19 protein-coding genes are annotated in these 18,557 nt (G+C 62.2%); 9 read left to right on the top strand and 10 right to left on the bottom strand.

Going from position 1 to position 18,557, the window contains the following annotated elements; translation table 11 throughout:
• The first annotated feature begins 187 nt into the window (after window positions 1–187).
• Window positions 188–1,735: a sigma-54-dependent transcriptional regulator gene (locus RLCC275e_RS18265; protein ID WP_033179690.1), complete on the top strand. Its 1,548-nt coding sequence runs from the start codon at window positions 188–190 to the stop codon at window positions 1,733–1,735.
• Between the two features lie 178 nt (window positions 1,736–1,913).
• Entirely contained in the window at window positions 1,914–3,761 is a 1,848-nt protein-coding gene (locus RLCC275e_RS18260; protein WP_033179691.1) for a peptidoglycan L,D-endopeptidase MepK, read from the top strand.
• Window positions 3,762–3,922: 161 nt separating this feature from the next.
• Here RLCC275e_RS18260 and RLCC275e_RS18255 read toward each other — a convergent pair whose 3' ends face one another.
• The 3 genes from RLCC275e_RS18255 to RLCC275e_RS18245 all read right to left on the bottom strand — a co-directional run bounded on the left by RLCC275e_RS18255 (window position 3,923) and on the right by RLCC275e_RS18245 (window position 5,422).
• A complete protein-coding gene (locus RLCC275e_RS18255) occupies window positions 3,923–4,186 on the bottom strand; it encodes a DUF2312 domain-containing protein (protein WP_003542853.1) in 264 nt (87 codons plus the stop codon).
• A 91-nt stretch (window positions 4,187–4,277) separates the two neighbouring features.
• Entirely contained in the window at window positions 4,278–4,583 is a 306-nt protein-coding gene (locus RLCC275e_RS18250; RefSeq protein ID WP_033179692.1) for a DUF1244 domain-containing protein, read from the bottom strand.
• Window positions 4,584–4,633: 50 nt separating this feature from the next.
• Window positions 4,634–5,422: an N-formylglutamate amidohydrolase gene (locus tag RLCC275e_RS18245; protein WP_033179693.1), complete on the bottom strand. Its 789-nt coding sequence runs from the start codon at window positions 5,420–5,422 to the stop codon at window positions 4,634–4,636.
• Between the two features lie 201 nt (window positions 5,423–5,623).
• Here RLCC275e_RS18245 and RLCC275e_RS18240 point away from each other — a divergent pair, with 201 nt between their 5' ends.
• From RLCC275e_RS18240 to RLCC275e_RS18230, 3 genes are all read left to right on the top strand, one after another.
• Complete coding sequence (locus RLCC275e_RS18240; protein WP_017967841.1) at window positions 5,624–6,109, top strand: DUF1036 domain-containing protein; 486 nt, start codon at window positions 5,624–5,626, stop codon at window positions 6,107–6,109.
• Window positions 6,109–7,548, top strand: coding sequence for a pyruvate kinase (gene pyk / locus RLCC275e_RS18235; RefSeq protein ID WP_033179694.1), 1,440 nt, complete (start codon window positions 6,109–6,111; stop codon window positions 7,546–7,548). Before RLCC275e_RS18240 ends, pyk begins: the two co-directional genes overlap by 1 nt.
• A gap of 140 nt (window positions 7,549–7,688) precedes the next feature.
• Window positions 7,689–8,324: a LysE family translocator gene (locus tag RLCC275e_RS18230; RefSeq protein ID WP_130707862.1), complete on the top strand. Its 636-nt coding sequence runs from the start codon at window positions 7,689–7,691 to the stop codon at window positions 8,322–8,324.
• A gap of 2 nt (window positions 8,325–8,326) precedes the next feature.
• Here the strand turns inward: RLCC275e_RS18230 and RLCC275e_RS18225 are convergent, their stop codons facing one another.
• The 3 genes from RLCC275e_RS18225 to RLCC275e_RS18215 are packed head-to-tail and all read right to left on the bottom strand — an operon-like array spanning window position 8,327 to window position 9,701.
• Window positions 8,327–8,884 carry a DUF4865 family protein gene (locus tag RLCC275e_RS18225; RefSeq protein WP_033180621.1) on the bottom strand — a complete coding sequence of 186 codons (558 nt, stop codon included), beginning with the start codon at window positions 8,882–8,884 and terminating at the stop codon, window positions 8,327–8,329.
• On the bottom strand, window positions 8,881–9,285 hold the full coding sequence (locus RLCC275e_RS18220; protein WP_033179695.1) for a cupin domain-containing protein: 405 nt from the start codon (window positions 9,283–9,285) through the stop codon (window positions 8,881–8,883). The genes RLCC275e_RS18225 and RLCC275e_RS18220 overlap by 4 nt, the downstream gene beginning before the upstream one ends.
• Entirely contained in the window at window positions 9,282–9,701 is a 420-nt protein-coding gene (locus tag RLCC275e_RS18215) for a tautomerase family protein (protein ID WP_033179696.1), read from the bottom strand. Before RLCC275e_RS18215 ends, RLCC275e_RS18220 begins: the two co-directional genes overlap by 4 nt.
• Window positions 9,702–9,818: 117 nt before the next feature.
• On the opposite strand from RLCC275e_RS18215, the gene RLCC275e_RS18210 reads away from it, so the two are divergent.
• On the top strand, window positions 9,819–10,730 hold the full coding sequence (locus RLCC275e_RS18210) for a LysR substrate-binding domain-containing protein (protein ID WP_033179697.1): 912 nt from the start codon (window positions 9,819–9,821) through the stop codon (window positions 10,728–10,730).
• Window positions 10,731–10,946: 216 nt separating this feature from the next.
• A complete protein-coding gene (locus tag RLCC275e_RS18205) occupies window positions 10,947–11,753 on the top strand; it encodes a phytanoyl-CoA dioxygenase family protein (RefSeq protein WP_033179698.1) in 807 nt (268 codons plus the stop codon).
• A 138-nt stretch (window positions 11,754–11,891) separates the two neighbouring features.
• On the opposite strand, the gene RLCC275e_RS18200 is transcribed toward RLCC275e_RS18205, so the two are convergent.
• On the bottom strand, window positions 11,892–12,836 hold the full coding sequence (locus RLCC275e_RS18200; RefSeq protein WP_033180622.1) for a GlxA family transcriptional regulator: 945 nt from the start codon (window positions 12,834–12,836) through the stop codon (window positions 11,892–11,894).
• A gap of 127 nt (window positions 12,837–12,963) precedes the next feature.
• Between RLCC275e_RS18200 and RLCC275e_RS18195 the strand changes: the two genes are divergently transcribed.
• A complete protein-coding gene (locus RLCC275e_RS18195) occupies window positions 12,964–13,761 on the top strand; it encodes an SDR family NAD(P)-dependent oxidoreductase (protein ID WP_033179699.1) in 798 nt (265 codons plus the stop codon).
• 66 nt (window positions 13,762–13,827) lie between these two features.
• On the opposite strand, the gene RLCC275e_RS18190 is transcribed toward RLCC275e_RS18195, so the two are convergent.
• The 3 genes from RLCC275e_RS18190 to RLCC275e_RS18180 form a co-directional block, all read right to left on the bottom strand.
• Complete coding sequence (locus RLCC275e_RS18190; protein WP_033179700.1) at window positions 13,828–14,802, bottom strand: threonine ammonia-lyase; 975 nt, start codon at window positions 14,800–14,802, stop codon at window positions 13,828–13,830.
• A 155-nt stretch (window positions 14,803–14,957) separates the two neighbouring features.
• Window positions 14,958–16,694 (bottom strand): gamma-glutamyltransferase, encoded by a 1,737-nt coding sequence (gene ggt / locus RLCC275e_RS18185; protein ID WP_033179701.1) that lies wholly within the window; start codon window positions 16,692–16,694, stop codon window positions 14,958–14,960.
• Between the two features lie 134 nt (window positions 16,695–16,828).
• Complete coding sequence (locus tag RLCC275e_RS18180; RefSeq protein ID WP_033179702.1) at window positions 16,829–17,686, bottom strand: helix-turn-helix transcriptional regulator; 858 nt, start codon at window positions 17,684–17,686, stop codon at window positions 16,829–16,831.
• A 116-nt stretch (window positions 17,687–17,802) separates the two neighbouring features.
• Here RLCC275e_RS18180 and RLCC275e_RS18175 point away from each other — a divergent pair, with 116 nt between their 5' ends.
• A complete protein-coding gene (locus tag RLCC275e_RS18175; protein ID WP_003552658.1) occupies window positions 17,803–18,519 on the top strand; it encodes an SDR family oxidoreductase in 717 nt (238 codons plus the stop codon).
• The last annotated feature ends 38 nt before the right edge of the window (window positions 18,520–18,557 follow it).

The raw sequence follows: 18,557 nt of genomic DNA, 5'->3' as shown, positions 1-18,557 counted from the left end.
TGAAAAGACGCGCGGCGCTGTAAGCGTGCGAAGGCCTCGCATCAAGGGGTTTTCGGCGCATGAAAGGCGTCGCTTCGGCACGAAAATGACCCGTTCCAATCGTTAAAATGCAATTGTTTCTCAAAACTGGATGTTCAAGCCTTCCTGTCAGAGTGCGCTTTATGGTTTCGCATGAAGTGAGGCGACAATGACCGGTTACAATGAGCTCAAGGGAGCAGGGCAAATCCTCGTGGTCGAAGACGACCCCGTGCAGCGCCGTCTGCTCAAGAACGCAATCGAGCGTCACGGCCATGTCGTGCACCAGGCGGAAAACGGCCGCATCGGCCTGGAAATGGTCAAACGCGACAGCGGCCTTTTCAACGTCATCGTACTCGACCTGATGATGCCGGAGATGACCGGCCTCGAATTCCTCGATGCGCTTCACGAATTCGGCACGCAGATCCCCGTCATTGTGCAGACGGGGCAGGGCGGCATTGAAACGGTGGTGCAGGCAATGCGCGCCGGCGCCTTCGATTTCGTCGTCAAGCCGGTCTCGCCCGAACGCATCGCCACTTCGATTTCGAACGCGATGAAGCTCGACCAGCGCGAGGTCAAGGCGCGAGCCGGACGCCGGTCGCGCTCAGGTTCGGTCGGCTTCGACGATATCGTCTCGGCAAGCCCGGCGATGCTCCGCGTCATCGATCTCGCCCAGCGGGCGGCTCAGTCCAACATTCCTGTCGTGCTCGAAGGCGAATCCGGCGTTGGCAAGGAGCTGGTGGCGCGCGCCATCCAATCTGGCGGCGACCGCTCGAACAAGCCTTTCGTCACCGTCAATTGCGGGGCGATCCCGCATAATCTGGTCGAGAGCATTCTCTTCGGTCACGAGAAGGGTGCGTTTACCGGCGCGACCGAGCGCCATATCGGCAAATTCATGGAAGCCGATGGCGGCACCATCTTCCTCGACGAGATCGGCGATCTGCCGCTTGAAGTACAGGTAAAGCTCTTGCGTGCCGTGCAGCAGGGCGAGATCGAGACCGTCGGTGCGCGCACCGCGCACAAGGTCAATGTCCGACTGATCTCGGCGACCAACAAGGATCTGATCGAGGAGGTCAAGAACGGCCATTTCCGCGAGGATCTCTATTATCGCCTCAATGTCTTCCCGATCACCATTCCGGCTCTGCGCAAACGCAAAGAAGACATTCCGAATCTGGTGCGCGTCTTTGCCGAGCGCTTCTCCAGCGAGCAGAAGAGTGGTCGCCGCATGACGGTGAATGCCGGCACGCTGGCGTTGCTGACCGCCTATGACTGGCCGGGCAATATCCGCCAGCTTGAAAACGCGATCTTCCGCGCGGTCGTTCTGGCCGAAGGGCCCGAGCTGACCGAAGCGGATTTCCCGCAGATCGCCGCCCAGCTTCCGGAATACGATGTGGTGGATCACCTGGCGCTCGTTGCCGACAATACCGGCCTCGATCCCGACGATGGCTATGGCGAGGACTTCAGGGCGTCGATGTCGGGAGAGGTGCACCACCACCGTCTGTCCGAGGCCTCGGAAAACGCGATCGCCAGCGTCAATCCTGCCGGAGATGTGCGTAGGCTTGCCGATGTCGAGGAGGAGCTCATCCGATTCGCACTCAAATTCTATCGCGGGCAGATGAGTCAAGTAGCGCGCAAGCTCGGTATCGGCCGATCCACACTTTATCGCAAGCTCAAGGACTACGGCATAGACCCTGACAATCCCCAGAAAGATGCGGCTTAATCGCTTTTCATTAAGATTAAGGCAACCACGTTTTGTTACTAGTCATAAACCACTTGTTAGTGGCGCGTTCACTATGTAAAGAAAAGGTTGATCATGTGTGGCATTTTTGCCATCGTGTGACCGCATTTGACAGTCATCTGAGACAGTACGGGACATTGTCTGTCTGACGGGGATCGAGTTGCCGAATCTGAATGGGAATTCCAAGCCTTCGCGCTTGAGCTGGCGTTTGTTGTGCGCCGACATTTGCGGAAAGGCAATAAGGACGGTAGCGGCCGCCCTTCTTGTGCTGGCGGTTTCCTCACCGGTATTCGTTGGTACGCCTTCGCAGGCAGCGGGCGACACCCGCAGCCTCAAGCTCTATTTCATTCATACCGGCGAAAAGGCCGTCATCACCTACAAGCGTAACGGCAAGTTCGACCCTAAGGGTCTGGAGCAGCTGAACCGCTTCCTGCGCGACTGGCGCAAGAACCAACCGACGAAGATGGACCCGCGCCTGTTCGACCTGATCTGGGAAGTCTATCGCCAGAGCGGTTCGAGGGACTACATCAACGTCGTCTGCGGTTTCCGTTCGCCGGGAACCAACGAGATGCTGCGCGGCCGTTCGCGCAATTCCGGCGTCGCCGAAAAGAGCCAGCATATGCTCGGCAAGGCGATGGACTTCTTCATTCCCGACGTCAAGCTGGCGACGCTGCGCGGCATCGGCATGAAGATGCAGGTGGGCGGCGTCGGCTTCTATCCGAAATCGGGTTCGCCCTTCGTTCATATGGATGTCGGCGGCGTTCGCGCCTGGCCGCGCATGAGCCGCGACGAGCTTGTCCGGCTCTTCCCGAACGGCAACACCATCCATATTCCGGCCGATGGCAAACCGCTGCCGGGTTATCAGCAGGCAATGGCCGACTACAAGCGCCGCGTCAGCGGCACGCAGATCGAGATCGCCAGCGCTTCCGAATCGGCGCCGAAGCATAAGACGCTGTTCGAAGCACTCTTCGGCGGCGGAGCGGACGAGCAGGAAGACGAGTCGGACGATTCCACGCCTGTTGCCGTCGCCAAGGCGACGCCGCCTAAGGCCGAGCCTGCTGCTCCTGCCGAGCCGCAGCAGACCGAAGTCGCCGATCTGAACGCGCCGGTGCCGCAGGTGCGCCCGGCATTCAGCAACCAGCCGACGGGCAGCGAAGTGGCGAGCGCGCTCGTCGCGCCGCCTTCGGGTAATGCCGCACAGCAGGCTCTTGCCGCGGCCCTTCCGGCGGATCAGGCCCAGCCGCAGCATTTCGCCGATCTCAGCGCCTACAGCATTCCGGTTCCCTCGCTTCTCGGCCAGCGCCGCGCGCCTGGCGATGCTGAGGTTGCATTGGCCGATCCCGTGCTGACGGGCGCGAATGGGCTGCCGGTTCCGACGCCAATCGAACGCCCTTCCGTTGCCGAGAACCTTCTTGCCGCGGCCGAGGCCGATCCGGAAGCAGAGGCCGACGAGGCCGATCAGGACGCACTGTCTCCCGCCGTGGCCGATGCGCTCGACCAGCAGCGGAACGAAGGGGAAAGCCAGATCGCGTCGAAGGCGCCGCCGCAGACGGTTGAGCAGGCGATCAACGCCGCGATGACGCAAAAGGCGCCTGCCGCAAAGCCGCCGCTCGAACTCGCAGCATTGGCGCCGATGACCAAGTCGGCAAGCTTTGGCGACGGCTTCGACGAACCGGCTGCCGAAAGCGCCGTGGCGCAGGGGCTTCCTGCCAAGGGTGGTCGCCCGACGCATAAGGAAGCCGCAGCAGCGGATGCCAGCCGCACGACGGTTCGCACCGAACCGAAGCTCACGGAAAAGATGATATCGCAGTGGGCGCTCACCAATGCCCGCCTGGAAATGGCTTCCAAGCAGGTCAAGGCGCCGCGGTTCGTCAGCCAGACGATGCGCGCCCAGCCGACCGCCGTCTATGCCGAGGGCTTTAACATTAAGACCGCTTCGGTCGATCCGGCCCGCTTCAGCGGCACGGCTGTGAACTTCATGGAAGTGCGCAAGTTCAACATGAACTGAGCCTGCCGATTACGGAATATCGAAAACCGCCGGAGCGATCCGGCGGTTTTTCTTTTTGCTGTTTCGATCGGGGAAGATGGCCGTCCCGCCTTGCGCATGGCGCGCAAAAGAAAAGCCGCCGAAAGGCTCGGCGGCTTGTCGATATCGGCGATGTGAGCGGATCAGCCCTCCGGCGGCGACTCGATCATGCCGAGCGCGAGCAGGTAGGTGTCGAGGATTGCTTCCTCTTCCATGCGTTCCTGCTCGTCCTTCTTGCGCAGCGCCACGACCTTCTTCAGGATCTTGGTATCGAAGCCCATTCCCTTGGCCTCGCCATAGACGTCCTTGATGTCGTCGGCGATGGTCTTCTTTTCTTCTTCCAGCCGTTCAATGCGCTCGATGAAAGCGCGAAGCTGATCGCGGGCGACGCCATGAGCATCAGACATCGTGTTCTCCTGGTTTTTTGGTGATCAATTTTGGATGCCAGTGACTGCCGCGAAGCGGCGTCACGGTCAAGCCTGTTCGAGGCCAGCCAAGCTATTTGTGTGGGTTGTTCAGTTCAAAAGCAGCCTTTTGCACAGGCGAGGCCTCGTTCTGGTGAAGATTCTTCCAGTCCTCATAGGACATGCCATAGACCATTTCGCGCGATTCGTCCCTGGTAACCGGGACACCTTCGGCCTCGGCGGCTTCGCGATACCAGTTCGACAGGCAGTTGCGGCAGAAGTCGGCCAGATTCATCAGATCGATGTTCTGAACGTCGCTGCGTTCGCGAAGATGTGCGACGAGGCGGCGGAAGGCGGCAGCTTCGAATTCGGTCTGTTGTTCCTTGCTGAGCGCGGTCATCTCGCTTCCTTTCGTTAAAGCGGGGGCTTTCGTTAAATGAGGCCCTTCGTTCAATAGGGGCCGGTACGCGACAGATGAACGTCGTATCCATGCAGAGCGGGATCGGCATTCATCGCCGCAAAGATCGGCGCCAGGCGCTCGGCCCATGCGGATATGCCGGTCTCGTCTCCGATCAGATCCTGGCGCACCTCGAGCAGCGCATGCGGAATGCCGGTGATCATGCAATGGCGGTACATGGTATCGCCCTTCAGCGCGCCGTCATAGGGTTCGTTGTCGCCGACGGCGAGATCGGGGTCGGCGCGTAGCATGTCGAGCAGCGGGCCGACGGCGCGATGGTCGCTGTCCCAGAGCACGGCGGCGTGCCAGGGACGGGGAATGCCTTTCCAGGCCGGCGTGAAGGAATGCAGCGACAGCACCAGCGGCGCCCTGCCGGTGGCATTCGCCACGCTGTCGATCGTTGCGGCCACAGCGTCGTGATAGGGGCGATGGAAGGTTTCGATGCGGTAGTCCCATTCCTGCGGCGTGATCGGATGATTGCCTGATATGACGGCGCCGTCGGAGATCTTCATGATCAGCGTCGGATCGTCTTCGCCGCGGTTCGGATCGATCAGCAGGCGGGAAAAGCCGCCGAGCACGGCGGGAACGCCGAGTTTCGCCGAGAGCTGCCGCGTCAGGCCCTCGATGCCGATGTCATAGGCGATGTGGCGGGCGAAAGCTGCGTCGGGCAGTCCGAGCCTGCCATATCGCCCTGGAAGGCGGTTCATCGCATGATCTGCGAGGATCACCATGCCTTTGTCATGTTTGCCGGATAGGATTTCGAAGGATTGGAAGTCGTCCATCAGGAATTGCCGTTCGTCATTGCGCCGTCGGGCGCAGTGATCGCATGCACCTGCGATGGGTTCAAGCGTTGCAGGTGGCGAGAGGCTGAGCCGGACGCCTGACGGGTGGTTTATGAAAGGAAATATAATCGATTAGCATTGCGTTGACTTTCGCTTGACGGCGGCGCAAGAAGACACGGATACGAATAACCGTGGAGCTATTTGGGAGCCGTGTTGATCCAAGCCGCGCCAAGTTTCCTCACGCGGTCCGGACCGCTGGTCCGTCTCGCTTTGTTCGCTCTTGCAGCCGCCATGCCATTTTTCATCGCAGATGCCGCACGCGCCGATTTTCGCGTCTGCAACGGAACGCAGAATCTCGTCGGCGTCGCGATCGGATACCGGGCCAAGGATGGCTGGGTGACGGAGGGCTGGTGGCAGGTGCCGGCAACGACCTGCGCCACGCTGATCGAGGGAGAATTGCAGTCGCGCTATTACTACCTCTACGCAGAGGACGCCGCCCGGGGAGGACGATGGACGGGTGACGTGCAGATGTGCGTGGCGGAAAACGAATTCAAGATCACGGGTGTGCAGGATTGTTATGCCCGCGGTTACCAGAAGATGGGATTCAAGGAATATGATACGGGCCGCCAGGGTAGCTGGATGGTTCAACTCTCCGACACCCCAGGGACGCAAGAAAGCCAGAATTGATGAAGCGTAATCGCAAAGTTAAAATCCTCGCCACCCTCGGGCCAGCCTCCTCCGAGGAATCGATGATCGAGAAGCTGCACCAGGCGGGTGCCGATGTCTTCCGCATCAATATGAGCCATGCGAGCCACGACATGATGCGTATGCTCATCCAGCGCATCCGCTCGGTCGAGGCGCGCTCCGGCCGGCCGATCGGCATTCTCGCCGACCTGCAGGGACCGAAACTGCGTGTCGGCAAGTTCGTCGACGGCAAGGTGGATCTGAAGCCCGGCCAGACCTTCACGCTCGATAATAACGAAGCCCTCGGCGACCAGAGCCGCGTCTATCTGCCGCACCCCGAGATCCTGGAGTCGGTACAGCCCGGCCACCGTCTGCTGATCGATGACGGCAAGCTCGCCCTGCGCGCAGAAAAATGTGACGGCAAGAGCATCGTCACGACTGTTATTTCGGGCACGCGCATCTCCGACCGCAAGGGCGTCAGCCTTCCCGACACGCTGCTCAGCGTCGGCGCGCTGACGGACAAGGACCGCGCCGACCTCGACGCCGTGCTTGCCACTGACGATGTCGACTGGGTGGCGCTTTCCTTCGTCCAGCGTCCCGACGACCTTGCCGAAGTGCGCAAGATCGCCCGTGGCCGTGTCGGCCTGATGTCGAAGATCGAAAAGCCGCAGGCTCTCGAGCGCATCGAGGAAATCATCGAACTGTCAGACGCATTGATGGTCGCCCGCGGCGATCTCGGCGTCGAAATGCCGCTCGAATCGGTTCCCGGCATCCAGAAGCAACTGATCCGCGCCTGCCGCCGTTCGGGCAAGCCGGTGGTCGTCGCCACGCAGATGCTGGAATCGATGATTTCAGCGCCGGTGCCGACACGCGCCGAAGTTTCCGACGTCGCGACCGCCGTCTTCGAGGGCGCGGATGCCGTCATGCTCTCGGCCGAGTCGGCCTCGGGCGACTATCCCGTCGAAGCCGTCACGACGATGGCGTCGATTGCCACCGCCATCGAGCGTGAGCCGCATTATCCCGGCATTATCTACGCCCAGCGCGCCCAGCCGGAAGCGACCGGCGCCGATGCGATCTCGCTTGCCGCCCGTCAGATCGCCGAAACGCTGAAGCTGTCGGCGATCGTCTGTTATACCTCGTCGGGCACGACAGGCCTCCGTGCCTCGCGTGAGCGTCCGCAGGTGCCGATCCTGGCGCTGTCGCCGATCATCAAGACGGCGCGCCGCCTTGCCGTCGTCTGGGGCCTGCATTGCGTCGTCACCCATGACGCGACCGATCTCGACGACATGGTCAACCGCGCCTGCCGCATCGTCGCGGACGAAGGCTTCGGCAAGCCGGGCGATCGCATCATCATCTCGGCCGGTGTGCCGCTCGGTACGCCCGGCGCCACCAACATGATCCGCATTGCCTATATCGGCTCCGACGGCCAGAGCGGCGTCTGATCCAATCGCATGCCTTCGAAAGTCCGCTGCCCCGAAGAGGCGGCGGGCTTTTTCGTTGAGGGACTGGCATTGCCAAGCTCGGCGACGCATGCAAGTTTCGCTCCCTGGAGCTGGACATGCTCCGGCTTCGGAGGTGCATCATGGATATCGTCACGCTTCTGGCTTTTGCAGCCGTTTCTTTTGTCGGCATCGCGACGCCGGGGCCAACGGTGTTGTTGGCGCTGACCAACGGTTCTCGGCATGGTCTGCGCTGGGCAGTTGCCGGCATGATCGGCGCGGTGTTGTCCGATTTCGTGCTGATCGGCGCCGTTGCGATCGGGCTCGGTGCGCTGCTCGCCGCATCGGAATTCTGGTTCTCGATGCTGAAATGGGCGGGTGCCGCCTATCTCGCCTTTCTCGGTATCATGCTGCTGCGTTCGAAGGGCACGATCGATGCGGCTTTGAAGTCCGAAGCGCCCGCGGGCGCGACTTCGCCCTTTTCGATCGGGCTGAAGAGTTTCATGGTCGCGGCGACCAATCCGAAGGGCTACCTGTTCTTCTCGGCCTTCCTGCCGCAGTTCATCGACCCGACCCTGCCGCAGGCAACACAATATGCGCTGCTTGCGCTGGTCTTTGCCGCGCTCGATTTCCTCATCATGTTCGGCTATGCCTTCTTCGGCTCGCAGGCGGTGCGTTTCCTGAAAACCTCGGGCGCCATGTGGCTGGAGCGGGCCTGCGGTGGCGCGCTACTGGCGCTTGCCGGCTCGCTGGCCCTCTATCGCCGGGCAACCGTCTGAGTTCAGGGTCGAGCCAGGGATAGGTGACCGACGCGATAGGCTTGCGTGTGCTCGCGGATCTCGGGAAGCTCCCGCCAAAGCCTGAAGCGTACCCGCGTCCAGCTCGTCGGTTCGAAGCCGCAGACCGAGGCAAATGCACCGCCCGTCGCCAGGTCGGCTTCGGCCGCTACGCTTTCGGCGCGGCGAATGTCGGCGAGCGGTGCGTAGGGCTCCGTTTGCAGGATATCGCGTGTTGCGAATCTGGCTGCGGCGATGTCGGATGAGACTTCCGACCGCCAGACGATCCAAGTCCTCACCCGTGGCCAGCCGAAGGCGCCGGTCAGCGTCTCGAAGCCCGGCCCACAGAGGAAGTCGCTTGCCCCTTCCGGCTTCTGCCAGAGATAGAAGGGCGCATAGAGATTGTCGCGGCTGCCGAACTCGCCCTTGCGGGCACTGAGATAGGCTTTGAAGCCGAGATTGGGAAAGCCGTCGAGCATCGGCCCCTTGTCGCGGATGCGGCGGTCGATGATCGACATATCGTAATCGGTGGGCAGGGTGAAGCTGTACTGCATGGCGATCATGACCGTGCCTCCACCGGCTGCAGCCATTCGACGACGCTGCCGTTTTCCATCGGCTGGATACTGATATAGCTGAAGGGGCTGTCATCGGTCGCGCCATGCCAGTGACGCTCGCCGGGTGCAAACCAGACGGCATCGCCGGCACGCAATGCTTCGACCGGGCCGTTCTCGTTCTGCACCAACCCATGCCCCGAAAGCACATAGAGCAACTGGCCTCTGGGATGTGTGTGCCAGCGGGTGATGGTGCCGGGATCGAGTGTCGCGCGCATTGCGGTGTTCTCGCCGTCGGCGCTGCCTTCGAGCAGCATCTCGACCCAGAAAGGCGAAGTTGCGACGCCCTCCGGCGAGCGGACCGCCTTGCCAGGGCGTCTGATAGTCATGGTCTTCGGGTTCGAAGCGCTCATTGTCGGCCTCCAGCCACACGAAGCCGCCAGTCTGGGTCGGTCATCTGGGCAATACCATTACCGAAGGACCAGTCCTCCGGTGCGCTGGTGCTGATGACGACCATTACGTCCTCGGGCCGGAGGCCGGGGGATTGCGCCAGGAGATCTGCGAGCCGCCGATAGAGCGCCGCCTTCATCTCGCCGGTGCGAGGCCTGCCGATCGTGATCGAGATATAGACGAAGTCGTCCGAGCGCGGGCCGGCGAGATAGCTGCGGTCGAAGATTAATTCGTTCTCGTCATGCTGGTGGATGGCCTGGAAGCGGTCGTTTTCGGGCACGTCGAAGGTCTCGACCAGGGCGCGCTGGATGTTGTCGGCCAGCGCCATGAGGTAGTCCGGCGACTTGCCTTTGCGAAGGGAAATGCGAACGAAGGGCATCGGGATCTCCATGGTTCAGGCCGTCGATCGGCCTTGACAGCAGGAACATCGCACGGCACGATGGTGCTGAAAATCAGAATTTTATGGATGAACGATCCTGAAAAATAGGACTATTTAATGCGACGGACGATCTTCGATCTCGAAGTGCTTCGAACTTTTTCGACCGGCATGGAGCTCGGCAATTTTGCCAAGGCGGCCGAGCGGCTCGGGCGTTCGACCTCGGCAGTTAGTGCGCAGCTGAAGAGGCTGGAGGAGCAGGCGGGCACGCCGATCTTCCGCAAGGCGGGGCGCGGGCTGGCGCTGACCGATGCCGGCGAGACGATGCTCGGCTATGCCAGGCGGCTGCTGGAGCTCAACGACGAGGCGGCTGCGGCCGTCAACAGCGTCGAGCTCGAAGGCTGGGTGCGGCTCGGCCTGCAGGAGGACTTCGGCGAAACCCTGCTGCCTGACGTGCTCGGCCGCTTTGCGCGTGCCCACCCGAAGGTCCGGATCGAAGCGCGGGTGGTGCGCAATGCCGAGCTGCTCGAGCGCGTCACATCGGGCAAGCTCGATCTCGCGCTTGCCTGGAGTGACGGCACGCTAACGGCGCATTGCGAGCGGATCGGCGAAGTGCCGATGCGCTGGATCGGACCTTCCGAGGGGCAGCCGGCCTGGCAAGCAGCAAGCGGTGAGCCGATGCCGCTTGCCTCGCTGGAGGCGCCATGCCTGCTGCGCAGTGCAGCGACCAAGGCGCTGGATGAGGCGGGAATCTCCTGGCGGCTCTCCTTCGTCAGTCCCAGTCTCGGCGGTCTTTGGGCTGCGACGGCGGCTGGCCTCGGTCTCACCATCCGCACGCCGATCGGCCTGCCGGCGAAGGTCCGGCCGCTGGCGCCGGAGACAATCGGCCTGCCGGATTTGCCGAAGCTCGGTCTGGTCCTGCATCGGGCGGATGCCGAACCGCAGCCGGCTGCGGCCCGGCTTGCCGAACTCGTGCTACAGTCGGTGCATGGCGCGTTGCGCGGGGGTGGTGGCCTGACATCTCCGCATTGACCCGTCGGACGTGTGGCGGTAGCCTCGGATTGTTATGAAGACGTTCACCCTCAATATCGCTTCGGTCTTCTTCTTGGGCCTCTAAAGCTCTGCCTTCGGGCATCAGAAGATGTGGCCGCTGACCAGCCTTTGTGGCTGGTGCGTTGCCGTGGACTGTAACCACCCTGCATCTGGCCAAGGAAAGAGTCGGCAGGATTGGCGATAGAGAGATATTTCATGACATCAGATGTTTACCCGCCGGCACTGAGTGCTGCGCAGATCGAGCAATTCATCGAGGACGGTTTCGTCAGGATCGACGACGCTTTTCCCCGCGCATTGGCCGAGGAAGCCCGTGCCATCATGTGGCGCGATATTCCCTTCGCTGCGGATGATCCAGGGACGTGGACGCAGCCCGTCGTGCGGCTTGCCGGTTACGGCGGCGGGCCGTTTGAGAAAGCCGTCAACACGCCAGTATTGCATTCGGCCTTCGATCAGCTCGTCGGCACCGGTCGCTGGGAGCCGCGCGATGGGCTTGGCAGTTTTCCGGTGCGCTTCCCCCATCCCAATGATCCCGGCGATGCCGGTTGGCATGTCGATCTGAGCTTTCCCAGCGAGGCTTCCGATCCGAACGAGCAACGGGACTTTTCCGCCTGGCGGGTGAACATCACCTCGCGCGGGCGGGCGTTGCTGATGCTCTTCCTGTTTTCGGATGTCGGGGAGGAGGATGCGCCGACCCGTATCCGCGTCGGTTCGCACCAGGATATCGCCCGCCTCCTGGCGCCGGCGGGTGAGGCGGGGATGGCCCACCTCTGGCTAGATCATGTCGGGGAGGAGCGGCCGCTGGCATTGGCGACGGGACGGGCGGGTACGGTCTATCTGTGCCATCCGTTCCTCATCCATGCGGCGCAGATGCATCGCGGCAAGCAGCCGCGCTTCATGGCGCAGCCCGGCCTTGCACCTTGCGAACCGCTTCGGCTCGAACGGGAGGATGGCGCCTATTCGCCGGTCGAGATCGCAATCCGCCGAGCGCTTCAGGAGGGTTAACGAGAACAGGATGCATCCTGCCCGCCTACAGCGCCGCGCGTCTTTTCAGACGCGCAAAGGACGCTGTAGCACTTTGAATTGCTGCATAATTCCTTAAATCGATTCCGATTTAAGGAATTATGCAGTAGGCCGGGTGCATCACGTCTGCAGTTCCTGCAGGGCGGCGCGCCGGATTGCCTGCGGTGGCTGGCCGAAGGCGCGCAGGAAGGCGCGGCGCATGCGCTCGCGGTCGGCAAAGCCGGTTTCGCGGGCAACGACATCGATCGGGTGGCGGCCCTGCTCCATCATCAGGCGGGCCGCTTCCAGCCGCAGGTTCTCGACGGCCTTGGCCGGCGATTGTCCGGTTTCGGCGCGGAAGGCGCGGCTGAACTGGCGGGGGCTGAGATGGGCCGCTTCCGCCAAGTCCTCGACTGAAAGCGCCGATTTCAGATTGCTGCGGGCGTGGGCGAGCGCCTTCTGGATGCGGTCGGATTTGGGCTCCAGTTCCAGAAGGGCGGAAAATTGCGACTGGCCGCCGGAGCGGCGATGATAGACGACGAGCATGCGCGAAACGGCGCGTGCTACCTCGAAGCCGTGATCCTTCTCAACCATCGCCAAAGCCAGATCGAGACCGGCTGTCATGCCCGCGGATGTCCAGACGGAACCATCGATGATGAAGATCCGGTCCTCCTCTATTTTTATCTTGGGATAGCGGCTTTGCAGCTCGCGGGAGACATACCAGTGTGTCGTTGCGCGGCGGCCGTCGAGGATGCCGGCTTCGGCAAGAAAGAAGGCGCCGGTGCAGATCGACGCCAGGCGACGTGTGGCGGGCAGGGCGGCGCGAACAAAGTCGGTTTCCGCCGCATTCGGCAGTCTGATGCCGGGGGCTCCCGCTACGATCAGCGTGTCGAGGGCCGGGTCCCCAAAGGCCTCCGTCTCCATCACGATGCCAAGCGAATTGGCAATCGGCCCGCCGTGTTCGGAGAGATAGCGGACCTCGTAGACCTTTTCCTCGAGTTCGATATTGGCGAACTCGAAGGCCGAGACGGCAGCGAGGCTCATGATCTGGAAGCCGGGGTAGAGAAGAAAGCCGATTTGCTGCATGACCATCGCGTCCTGAAAAGAGGATGTCCTGAAAGGTGGTATATATGACATTTAGGACTTTCACAATCGGGCGTAAGAATCTCCTCAAGCGCAAGGCATCGGGCCGGCGCATGCAAGGAGACGGATCATGACACTGGAACATAAGGGCACGGCGCTGGTAACCGGCGCATCCTCGGGCATCGGCGCAATTTATGCCCACAGGCTGGCAAAGCAGGGTTACAATCTCATCCTCGTTGCCCGCAACGGTGAGCGGCTGCAGGCGCTTGCAAGTCGGTTGAGTGATGAGACCGGACGGACGATCGAGACCGTCGTCGCCGATCTTGGCAACAAGGCCGGCCTTGCTCGCGTCGAAAGCGTGCTGAAGGAAGACCGGAGCATCACGCTTCTGGTCAACAATGCCGGCGTCGGCGGAACGGCACCGCTGCTTGCCGCCGATGTCGATAAGATGCAGGAGATGATTGAGCTCAACGTGACGGCGCTGATGCGGCTGACCTATGCCGCCGTTCCCGGCTTCGTCGCGCGTGGCGGCGGCACGATCATCAATATTGCGTCCATTGTCGCGATCGCGCCGGAGCTGCTGAACGGCGTCTATGGCGGTACGAAAGCCTTCGTGTTCGCCTTCAGCCAGTCGCTGAAGCATGAGCTGGCAGCGAAGAATATCCGCATTCAGGCCGTTCTGCCTGGCGCCACTGCGACAGAATTCTGGGACATCGCCGGCACGCCGGTCGAGCATCTGCCCAATGAGATCGTGATGTCGGCGGAGGATATGGTCGATGCGTCGCTTGCAGGCCTCGAGCAGGGCGAGTTCGCGACGATCCCGTCGCTCGAAGATGCCGGCCAGCTTGCAGCTTACGAGCAGGCGCGCCAGGCACTGATGCCGAACCTATCTCGCACCGCGCCGGCGAAACGCTACAAGAGCGCATAACGATCACAGATAGAAACCATCCGCGGCTCTGCTGCGGATGGTCGATGGCGTTCACTTGCACGATGTTCAGCCGAAACGTTCCAGAGCCGTGGCGAAGATATCGGGATCGACATTGCCGCCGGAGGTGACCACGACGGCCGTGTCGCTTTCCAGGGCATTGCCATGGAAGAGGGCGGCGGCGAGCGCCACGGCACCGCCGGGCTCGACGACGATCTTCAATCGCGAGAAGGCAAGTGCCATGGCGCGCAGCGCCTCCTCGTCGGTGACGACGATGCCGGCACCGGCGAGGCGCTTGAGGATCGGGAAGGTGATGTTGCCCGGCTGCGGCGTGACGATCGCATCGCAGATCGAGCCCGATACCGCCGCGTTGCGTTCGATCTTGCCGGAGGCGAGCGAGCGGGTCGTGTCGTCGAAATCCCTGGGCTCGCAGGGACGGACGCGAAAGCCGGGGGAGCTGGCTTCAAGGGCGAGCGCGATGCCGGAGGTCAATCCGCCGCCGCCGCAGGGAACGAGGACTTCGGCTGATGTCACGCCCTCCTCCCCAGCCTGCTCGGAGATTTCGAGACCGGTCGTGCCCTGACCGGCGATGACAAGCGGTTCGTCGAAGGGCTTGATCAGCGTCAGGCCGCGCTCGGCTGAAAGCCTCGCGCCGATCTCGTCGCGATCCTCGTTGACGCGGTCGTAGAGCACCACTTCAGCGCCGAAGGCGCGGGTGTTGGCGATCTTCAGCTTCGGGGCATCGCTCGGCATGATGATGACGGAGGGCACGCCGTGCAGCTTGGCCGCAAGCGCAACGCCCTGGGCGTGGTTGCCGGAGGAGAAGGCGATGACGCCCTTCGAGCGTACCGCAGCATCGAGGCCGGAGACGGCCGACCAGCCGCCGCGAAACTTGAACGAGCCGGAATGCTGCAGACATTCCGCTTTCACGAACAGACGCCGGCCGGCGATCTCATCGAGGAAAGGGGAGGAGAGAAGCGGCGTGCGCCTGATATGACCGCGCAGACGGGCGCGAGCTGCGACAATCATTTCAATGCTGGCCATTCGGGAATCTTTCTGCTTGCGGGTTCGACTATGCATAGGGCGCGGCAAGCCAATTGTGAACGGCGACTTTGTCACGGTGACATGAATGGTTCCACCGCTGCTTCTCGAGCCGCGTTGCGCTTCCGCCGACCGTTTGATCAGGCGATCCCGAAGCGTCAGTAGCCGCTTGCCGACCCTTCCGCTGCGCGGCTATCCATGGCGCCGTTGTAGCGGGCACCGCCGCCTTTTGCGATGGCCGCAAGGCTTTTGCCGCCGACGAGGATGCCGGCGGCCTGGCCCCATTGCGGCGTGTCATTGCCGCCATCGAAGCTGTAGCCCATGGCGGCGAGCGTCTTTTCCGTATCCGGCGAAAGTGCATAGGGTTCGAGAAAGACCTTGTCCGGCTGCCATTGGTGGTGGAGACGCGGGGCGTTGACCGCCTGACTGATATCCATGCCGAAATCGAGGACATTGAGGATCGCTTCCAGCGTGATGGTAATGATGCGCGAGCCGCCGGGGCTGCCGATCACCATAAAGGGTTTGCCGTCCCGAGTGACGATCGTCGGGCTCATCGAGGAGAGCGGCGTCTTCTTCGGGGCGATGGCATTTGCCTCGCCCTGCACCAGTCCGTAGAGGTTTGGCACGCCGGGCTTGGAGGTGAAGTCGTCCATCTCGTTGTTGAGCAGGACACCGGTGCCGGGCGCTACGACCGCGGCACCGAAGGAGCCATTCAGCGTATAGGTGACGGCGACCGCATTGCCCTCGTCGTCGATGATCGAATAATGCGTGGTCTCGGTGCTTTCCTTGCCGCCGAGCGGCTTCAGGTTCGCCGAGGTGCCGGCCTTGTAAGGGTCGATCTTGGCGGCGATCTCCAAAGCATACTTCTTGTCGAGCAGCTTTGTGATCGGGTTCTCGACGAAATCGGGATCGCCGAGTGCAGCATTGCGGTCGACATAGGCATAGCGCATCGCCTCGACCATGATGTGCACGGTTTCGGCCGAGTTATAGCCGAGATAGGAAAGCGGGTATCCTTCCAGAACGTTGAGGATCTCGCAGATGATGACGCCGCCGGAAGACGGTGGCGGCGAAGAGATGATGTCGTAGCCGCGGTAATTGCACTCGATCGGCTTCAATTCGCGCACGGTATATTGCTCGAAATCCTCCTTGGCGAGGATACCGCCCTTGGCCTGGCTCGCCTTGACGATCGCCTCGGCGGGCGCGGCCTTATAGAAGGCGTCGGGGCCTTTTTCGGAAATGCCTTCCAGGACGGCGGCAAGGTCCGGTTGCTGGAGTTTTTCGCCGGATGCATAGGGTTTGCCGTCCGGTTTCAGGAAGATCTTTGCAGTGGCTTCATCCTTGGCGAGGCGCTTGGCGTTGCCTGCGAAACTTGCGGCGTCGCCCTGTTCCAGCGTGAAACCTTCCTTGGCGAAGCGGAGCGCCGGTGCGATCAGTTCTTCGCGCGACTTGGTGCCGTATTTCTCGCGCGCGGTCTCGAAGCCCAGGACGGAGCCCGGCACGCCGACGGCAAGATAACCGTCGAGGCTGGCGCGCGGCACGATATCGCCCTTGGCGTCGAGATACATGGTCTTCGTTGCGGCAAGCGGCGCGCGTTCGCGGAAATCGAGGAAGGTCTTGGTGCCGTCCTTCAGGCGGATGGTCATGAAGCCGCCGCCACCGAGATTGCCGGCCGAGGGATAGACCACCGCCAGCGCATAACCGACGGCGACCGCCGCATCGACGGCGTTGCCGCCGCTTTTCAGCACCTCGACGCCGACATCGGTCGCCAGATGCTGGGCGGTGACGACCATGCCGTGCTCGGCTTCGACGGGTGCAGGCGAGGCAGCAAAAGCCGAGGTCAGGCTCAGCGACAATGCTGATATGACGGAGATTGTCCCAATATGCAGGCGGCCCACGATTTCCCCTCCTATGGACAATGATGAAAAACATATGGGGCTGCGACAGCCCGAGGCAATGCAAGGGGTTGGCTTTAAAACATGTGGCGCAAAAGTATGTCGCGAGTTTGCGACGACGACCTGCGTAAAGAAACCTAGAGCGTCAGCAGTTCGGCGAGTTTCCGGTTGGTGTCGTCGTCATCGAGCGGCGTATAGACGATGAGTTTCATCTCCGGCCGACTGGTCAGTGTCAGGCCGGTATGTTCGAAGGACATGCGGCCCTTGACTGGATGGTCGATGCGCTTGATGCCGGACAGCGGATTGACGACCTCGTGGCGCTGCCACCAATCACGAAATTCAGGGCTTGCCTGTTTCAGCAGCGCGATCAGCCGATCGAAATCCGGATCGCCGGCATAACGCGCACTGTCGGCGCGAAACATCGCCAGCGAGACGCGGGCAACGGCTTCCCAGTCGACGAGCAGCTTGCGATGCGCGGGGTCGGCAAAGAGGCGATGCATGGTATTGCGCTCGTCGCGGTCGAGCGTGTCGTAACCGCCGAACAGCACCTCGGCGGCACGGTTCCAGGCGAGCACGTCCCACCGGCGGCCGAGCACATAGGCCGGCTGGTGTGTCAGGTTGGCGAGCATGCGCTGCAGCGGCTCGTCGACACATTCGGGTGCGGACGAGATTGCCTGAGGCACTTGCCGATTGTTGAGGATGAAGAGATGCCGGCGCTCGGCCTCGTCGAGGCGCAGCGCATCGGCAAGGGCATTGAGCACCTGCATGGAGGGCCTGATGTCACGGCCCTGTTCCAGCCAGGTGTACCAGGTGGTGCCGACGCCGGCGAGCATGGCGAGCTCCTCGCGGCGGAGACCCGGCGTACGCCGGCGAAAACCCTCCGGCAGGCCAACCTCGGAGGGCGTCAGCCGCTCGCGACGGGAACGCAGAAAGGCTGCGAATTCACGGCGACGGGCTTCGAATGTACCGGGTCTTTGGTCCATGGGAGCGATCATATCAGTATCGATACCAGGATAAAACTGGAACTGTTTGCCGTTTCCGAGCCGCGCATGATTGACGTGTCGCAGGTGGTTGAAGTGTCTGCGGCTCGATCAATTCAAGGAGCAGCACTATGTCTTTGCAGCATGTGGTCGTCATCGGCGGTTCTTCCGGCATCGGCCTCGCCACGGCGAAATTACTTTTGAAACAGGGGTATACCGTTACCATTGCGGGCCGCGACGGCGAAAAGCTTGCTGCGGCGACGGCATCGCTCGAGGGCGAACTACGCAGCCTGGTGCTCGATGCGACGGAGCTTTCCGGCCTCGGGGAGGCTTTTGCCGGGATCGGCGCATTCGGTCATCTCGTGCTGGCGATGGGCAGCGGTCATGGCGCCGGACCTTTTGCGACGCTCGACATGGCGGATCTGCTTGCCGGGTTTCAGACAAAGCTCATTCCGCATGCCGCAGCAGCCCAGGCGGCACTGCCGCTGTTGCTGCCGGGCGGCAGCATCACCTTCGTTTCGGCGGTCAGCGCGCAGGCAGCGATGCCTGGCACGGCCGGACTTGCGGCCGTCAATGCCGGCATCGAGGCGATGGTGCCGGTGCTTGCCGCCGAATTGAAGCCGCTGCGCGTCAACGGCGTTTCCCCCGGGGTCGTCGATACGCCGTGGTGGAGTTTCCTGCCGCCCGAGCAGCGCGATAACGTCTTTACGGATTTCGCCGGCCGCACGCCGGTCGGCCGTGTCGGCAGGCCGGAGGATATTGCGGAGGCGATTGCCTTCCTGATCGGAAACGGATTTATGAGTGGCCATGTCATCACCTGCGATGGTGGCGTCAGTCTCGGCGCCTGAGGCAGGTTTCGGACGATGCTGAGGACAAAATTATGCAG

This window comes from Rhizobium brockwellii, assembly GCF_000769405.2.
GTDB lineage: Bacteria > Pseudomonadota > Alphaproteobacteria > Rhizobiales > Rhizobiaceae > Rhizobium > Rhizobium brockwellii.
Note: the sequence above shows the minus strand (reverse complement) of the source record. Positions and strands in the feature narration are given on the sequence as shown.